5 protein-coding genes are annotated in these 6,480 nt (G+C 68.8%); 1 reads left to right on the forward strand and 4 read right to left on the reverse strand.

The window, feature by feature from the left end; genetic code table 11:
• Window positions 1-165: 165 nt before the first annotated feature.
• From FNH08_RS41470 to FNH08_RS52635, 4 genes are read right to left on the reverse strand one after another with little or no spacing between them, the layout of a single operon-like run.
• Entirely contained in the window at window positions 166-861 is a 696-nt protein-coding gene (locus FNH08_RS41470; RefSeq protein ID WP_322726307.1) for a demethylmenaquinone methyltransferase, read from the reverse strand.
• Window positions 862-920: 59 nt separating this feature from the next.
• A complete protein-coding gene (locus FNH08_RS41475; RefSeq protein ID WP_152776683.1) occupies window positions 921-2,255 on the reverse strand; it encodes an acyltransferase family protein in 1,335 nt (444 codons plus the stop codon).
• Window positions 2,255-4,576, reverse strand: coding sequence for a bifunctional polysaccharide deacetylase/glycosyltransferase family 2 protein (locus FNH08_RS41480; protein WP_152776684.1), 2,322 nt, complete (start codon window positions 4,574-4,576; stop codon window positions 2,255-2,257). Before FNH08_RS41480 ends, FNH08_RS41475 begins: the two co-directional genes overlap by 1 nt.
• A 19-nt stretch (window positions 4,577-4,595) precedes the next feature.
• Complete coding sequence (locus FNH08_RS52635) at window positions 4,596-4,907, reverse strand: hypothetical protein (protein ID WP_322726308.1); 312 nt, start codon at window positions 4,905-4,907, stop codon at window positions 4,596-4,598.
• A 460-nt stretch (window positions 4,908-5,367) separates the two neighbouring features.
• On the opposite strand from FNH08_RS52635, the gene FNH08_RS41490 reads away from it, so the two are divergent.
• Window positions 5,368-6,429: a chitinase gene (locus tag FNH08_RS41490; protein ID WP_152776687.1), complete on the forward strand. Its 1,062-nt coding sequence runs from the start codon at window positions 5,368-5,370 to the stop codon at window positions 6,427-6,429.
• Window positions 6,430-6,480: the final 51 nt, after the last annotated feature.

Raw genomic sequence — 6,480 nt, forward strand, 5'->3', positions numbered from 1 at the left:
CCTCGGCGGGGCGGGCCGCCTCCCGGTGGGTTGCAGCGGGAGTTGGATGAACGGGGGGATCCGTTTCCGGTGTTGCGGTAGGGACCCGTCTCCGGTGTTGCGTAGGGGGGCTGGTTCCGGTAGTGCGGTAGGGGGCTCGTTCCGGTGTTGCGGTAGGGGGCTGGCCTACTCGGCCTTGAATCCCCTGTGCAACGCCACCACCCCACCCGTCAGGTTCCGCCACGCCACGCTCCCCCAGCCCGCCTTCCGCAGGCGCTCGGCCAGGGCCGGCTGGTCGGGCCACGCGCGGATGGACTCGGCGAGGTACACGTACGCGTCGGGGCTGGACGACACCGCCCGGGCCGCAGGAGGCAGGGCGCGCATCAGGTACTCGGTGTAGACGGTGCGGAACGGCGCCCACGTCGGGTGCGAGAACTCGCAGATCACCACCCGCCCGCCGGGCCGTGTCACCCGGTACATCTCGCGCAGCGCGCTGTCCGTGTCCTGGACGTTCCGCAGTCCGAAGGAGATCGTCACCGCGTCGAAGGTGTCGTCCTTGAAGGGGAGTTTCGTCGCGTCGCCCGCCGTGAAGGGCAGCCAGGAGTGCCGCTGCTTGCCGACGCGGAGCATGCCGAGGGAGAAGTCGCACGGCACGACGTACGCACCCGTCCGGGCGAACGGCAGCGACGAGGTGGCCGTGCCGGCGGCGAGGTCCAGGACCTTCTGCGCGGGCCGCGCGTCGACGGCCTTCGCGACCTCCTTGCGCCACAACCGGGCCTGCCCGAGGGACAGCACGTCGTTGGTCAGGTCGTACCGTTCCGCGACGTCGTCGAACATCGAGGCGACTTCGTGCGGCTGCTTGTCCAGGGATGCGCGGGTCACGTGCCCATTGTGGCAGTACGGGCCGGACGCACCCGCGCCCGGCCCACCCGCGCGCCGCCCTACGGCAACAGCCGTGGTTTCTTCTTCGCCGCCACGTCCTCCACCCACCCGCACAGCAGGATGAAGCCGACGATCAGGATCCAGCCGATGCCGAACATGAACCACTGGCTCTCCAGCGGCAGGTACGTCTCGAAGGCGGGCACGTTCCAGAACTGGTCGATCAGCGGGACGGCCAGAACGAGCGCGACCTCGTGCCAGAGGTACAGGGTCACGGCGCGGGCGTTGAAGATCGTCACCACCCTGTCCAGCCGCCTGAAGCGCGTCAGCAAGGCGAAGTCGATCGCGAAGTGCTCCTTGGCGTACATCAGCAGCGTCACGAACCCCGCCGAGAAGAACGCCTGCGCGAGCGGGATGTCGTCGAGGTCGTACGAGCCGGTCTCGGCCTGGTGCGTGAAGGCGTACCAGGCGCCGTACGCCAGCGCGGCGAGCGAGCCGGCGGCCACCGGGCCCGGCTTCAGCTTCCTGAGGACCCCGTCGCGGTGGGCGAAGCCGAGCATCCAGCAGAAGAGGAAGGTGGCCAGGTCGGTCAGGGCGGTGCCGAACCGGTCGTCCGCCGGTTCCCACACGAAGTGGAAGACCACGATCGGGGTCAGGGAGAGGAGCAGCACCGGCACGGGTGCCAGCCGGAACACCCTCAGCAGCACCGGCGACAGCAGCACGAACCACAGGTACGTGCGCAGGTACCAGAGGACCTCCCATGCCTGCTCGCCCCACGCGTTGCCCGGCGGGTCGCCCAGCGGGACCACCCAGAAGACGATCTGCCAGCCCGGCATCCAGTCGTGGACCATCATCGCGACGACCACGAAGAAGCCCCAGAACCAGAACGGGGGCAGGAGGCGGCGGACACGGCTCCTGATCACCGTGACCGCCGGGCGCTCCAGGGACTTCGCCATCAGGGTGCCGGCCAGGGCGAACATGATCCCCATGGAGGGGAACAGCATGCCCGCCCAGGGCCAGCCGAAGGTGTGGTACGCGACGACGCGGACCAGGGCGACGGCCCGGAGGGTGTCGAAGTAGCGGTCGCGCGCCGGTCGTTTCGCCTCGGCGGGGGGTGCGGTCGCCTCCCTCTCCGGTTCCGGTACGGGGGCCTGCTCCGGCTCCGGCTCCGGCTCGACCACCGGCAAGGGGGCCGTGTCCGTCGCGTACGGCTGTCCATGGTCGGTGTACTGCCCGTGGTCGGCGTACTGCCCGGCGTCGCCGTACTGCTGGGGGTAGGGATACACGTACTGCTGCTCTCCGTACCCGGCAGGGTCCGGCTGTTGCCCGTACCCAGGCTGGCCGTACCCGTAGCCGTAGCCCTGCTCGTACCCCTGCTGCTCCGTCCCCCAGCTCATCAGTTCGCTCCCGCCGGGGTGCCGACCTCGCCCGTGCGCTTGAGCTTCTGCCAGCGCAGACGGCCGCCGGTCAGGGCGGTGACACAGGAGTGGATCAGGACGAGGTACATCATCTGGCGGTACGCGAGCTGCTGGAGCGGAAGCATCAGCAGGTACCGGTACTTCTCGTTGTCGAGCCTGAACGCGTAGGCCGCGCACACGAGTTGGACGCCGAGGACGGCCAGCCAGGCGAACAGGGACGCCTGGAAGTCGACGAAGATCATGGCGTACGCCGTGAAGACGTCGATCAGCGGTGCGAAGACCGGTGTGAGGATCTGGAAGATGACGACGAGTGGCATGCCGACGCGGCCGAAGCGGCCCGAAGGGCCCTTGTCCGTCAGGGACTTGCGGTGCTTCCAGAGGGCCTGCATGGTGCCGTACGACCAGCGGTAGCGCTGCGACCACAGCTGCTTGAGCGAGCCGGGCGCCTCGGTCCAGGCGCGGGCGTGCTCCTGGTAGACGACCCGCCAGCCCGCCCGGTGCATGGCGATGGTGATGTCGGTGTCCTCGGCGAGGGTGTCCTCGCTCATCCCGCCGACCTCCAGCACGGCGTCGCGGCGGAACGCGCCGATCGCGCCGGGGATGGTGGGCATGCAGCGCAGAAGGTCGTACATACGGCGGTCGAGGTTGAAGCCCATGACGTACTCGATGTGCTGCCAGGCGCCGATCATGGTGTTGCGGTTGCCGACCTTGGCGTTGCCCGCGACCGCGCCGACGCCGGGGTCGGCGAAGGGCTGCACCAGCTGCCGTACGGTGTCGGGCTCGAAGACCGTGTCGCCGTCCATCATCACGACGATGTCGTAACTGGCGTTGCGGACGCCGTTGTTGAGGGCGGCCGGCTTGCCCGCGTTCGCCTGGCGGATGACCCGTACGTTGGGCAGGCCGAGGCCCGCCGCGATGTCGGCCGTGCCGTCCGTCGAGCCGTCGTCCACGACGATGATCTCGATCGGATGGGTGCTCTGCGCCAGGGAGTTGAGGGTGTTGGCGATGCACTCCTTCTCGTTGTACGCGGGCACGACCACCGTCACCGGGCCGGTGATCGGCTCCCCCCAGCTGAACCGGCGCTTGTTGCGTTGGCGGTGGTGGCGGCGGGCGAGGATCAGCATCATCCCGAAGCGGCCCAGGACGGCGACGCCGACGACGCCGAGCCCGACCGAGAGCGTGGGGACGGTCAACTCGGCGACGTACACGGCGGCGATGAGTGCCTTGCCCTCGTAGAAGGTCGCGCCGGTGGCGGTGCGGTGGGCGGCCTGGAGGTTGTTGGCGCCGCTTTGGGGGCCGTTGTTCTGGCTTCCGTTGTTCTGTGTGCCGCCGGGGGCGCCGTACTGCCCTTCGGGACCGCCGGGCTGCTGCCCGGACTCCCCGGACTCCCCGGACTGCCCGGCCCCGTTCTCCCCGTCCCGCTGCTGCTCGATGGCGCCGCTGACGGTGGTGAAGGTGTAGCCCTTCGCCTTCATCTCCTTGATGTACGTGCCGAGGGCCTTCACCGTCTGCGAACGGTCGCCGCCGGCGTCGTGCATGAGGACCGAGGCGCCCTCGCCGTCCTCCGGCGTGGCCCACTTGACGATCTTCTTGACGCCGGGCTTCTTCCAGTCGTCGCTGTCGGTGTCGACGAAGACACTGGTGTAGCCGTCCTCGCCGAGCTTCTTGTAGACGGGCCAGCTGTAGTTGTCGATGGCGTCGGTCTCCGAGGAGTACGGCGCGCGGAACAGCGTGGTGGTGATCCCGGCCGCGCCCGCCAGCGCGAGCTGCGTCTGGGTCATCTCGCGGGTGACGCGGGCGTCGCTCTGGTACGACAGGTCGACGTGCGTGAACGTGTGGATGCCGATCTCGTGGCCCTGGTCGACCATGTCGTTCACGATGCCGGGGTAGCGGGAGACCATCGAGCCGACCACGAAGAAGGTCGCGGGGACGTCGTACTCCCCCAGCACGTCGAGGATCTCGGGTGTCCAGGTGGGGTTCGGGCCGTCGTCGAAGGTCAGCGCGATCGTCTTGTCCGGCACGGACTGGGTCTCGGCCTGGCCGCCGCGGAAGGTGAGGATCGGCCCGCCGTCGAGGATGTCGTCGGGTACGTCACTGGAGCTGGCTCCGGCGCGAACGCGCTGGTCGCCGCCGACCTCGGCGCGCAGATATCCGTCGAGGAGCATCACGCTGGTCAGCCCGAGCAGGAGCAGCAGGGCGAGGATCGCGCGGGGTTTCTGGAGGGCGGCGGCCTTGCCCCGGGCCCGGTCGATCTTGGAAGGGGCGCGTCGGCGGCCGCGTGGAGGCGTCGAAGTGGTCATGAGGGTGGCTGCGCTCCGGTCAGTTGGCGCCGACGGTGGCGGACGCTGTCGGGGTCGGAAGGTCGGAGGGCGCGCCCGAGGGCGGGGTGCCGCCGGGGGCGCCGGAGGGGGCGAGACCTCCCTGGCCGCCCTGGGGCTGCGGGCCACCGCCCGGGGCGCCGGCCTGTCCGCCGCCACCGCCGAAGGGGAACAGTTCGGACGGGGACGCGGAGATGCCCCAGCCCATGAACGCCATGCCGAGGACGACGGCGTAGCCGAGGCACACGACGCCGAGGAGCGTGCCGATCCGGCGCAGCATTCTGGCCCTGCGGCCGGAGTTGTCGACGAACACGGGACCCTCTTCGGACCCGGCTCCCCTGCCGCTCTTGCGGCGTCGGCCGCGAGCGGAAGCGGCGGCCGCGGGATAGGTCCCCGGGGTGCTCGCGGAGCCTGAGTTTTCGATGGCGGACTCGGATTGCATATCCCGGGATATTAGGCAGTCTTTATGTGCCGCGTTCTCGTTTTCTCATGTGAGACACCCATGAGAAATGGCTTAACCTGTGGCTTTCCTTAGAGAATCCAAGAACGCCTGTGTGAGGGCGGAGAGATGCTTATGACCCGTAATTTCCCCTTCAAAAGTCGGACTTGTCCACTTGACACCAGCTTTCCCATGAACCTCCTGTGGTTCGATGATCTTCATGAAGCACAGCCTCGTGTGATTCATTTCCAGCACGGAAACGCGCTTTGTTTCCGTGCTGAGACAGAAATCACGACGGAAATCATGAACGACCATGGGAGCGGGTCATATGCCAATGCGGAGTTTCCTCAAGCCGGCTGCCGGACTGTTCTGCCTGGTGGCGCTGGCCTGTGCGGGCTGCTCCTCGGGGTCGGGTTCGGACTCGGGCTCGGGCTCGGGCTCGGACGGGAGCGACACCGGCGCCGGGTCCACGACACAGGCCGAGCCTCCGAAACCGAGCAGTACCGGCACCGCCGAGGAGACGGCGACGGGGTACGCGCCCTATGTGAGCGCCACGACCGCGTCCGACCTCGACTCGGCGGGTTCGGCGTCGGCGTACAACCTGGCGTTCGTGATCGCGGACGGCAGTGACTGCACGCCGAAGTGGGACGGGTCGAGGGCGATCGGCGACTCGGCGGTGAAGTCCCGCGTCGCGGCCCTGGCGGACTCGGGTGCGACCGTGCGGGTGTCCTTCGGCGGGGCCTCGGGGACGGAGCTGGCGCGGGCCTGTGACAGTGCGTCGGAGCTGGCCGCGGCGTATGGGAAGGCGCTCGACGCGGCCGGGGCGACCGAGGCGGACTTCGACGTCGAGGGGGACACGCTGAAGGACTCCGAGTCGGTGGAGCTGCGCTCCAAGGCGATAGCGCTTCTCCAGGAGGACCGTCCGGACCTGTCCGTCTCCTTCACACTGCCCGTCATGCCGTCCGGCCTCGACGACGACAGTGTGGCGTTACTGGAGTCGGCCAACGACAACTCCGTCGAGGTCTCCACGGTCAACATCATGACCATGAACTACGGGAGTTCGTACGACGACGACATGGGGGACTACGCCGAGAAGGCCGCCTCGGCGACGCATGACCAGCTCGCCGACATCTTCGGTCTCTCGGACTCCGCGGCGTGGCAGGGGATGGCCCTCACCTCGATGATCGGCCAGAACGACATCGACGAGGAGACGTTCACGCTGGAGGACGCGGCTCAGGTGCGGGAGTTCGCCGTGGAGAAGGGGGTCGCGTGGACGTCTGTGTGGGCCAGCTTCCGTGACCAGCAGTGTGAGAGCGACTCTCCGTCGGGTGCGCAGAACGACTGCAGCGGGGTGGAGCAGGGGGATGGGGCGTTCGCGGAGGCGTTCTCGGGCTGAGGCGTTCTCGGGCTGAGGCGTTTGTCTCGCCCCCGCCGCCCCTACCCGTCC

The sequence above is a fragment of the Streptomyces spongiae genome, assembly GCF_009377185.1.
Classification (GTDB): Bacteria; Actinomycetota; Actinomycetes; order Streptomycetales; family Streptomycetaceae; genus Streptomyces; species Streptomyces spongiae.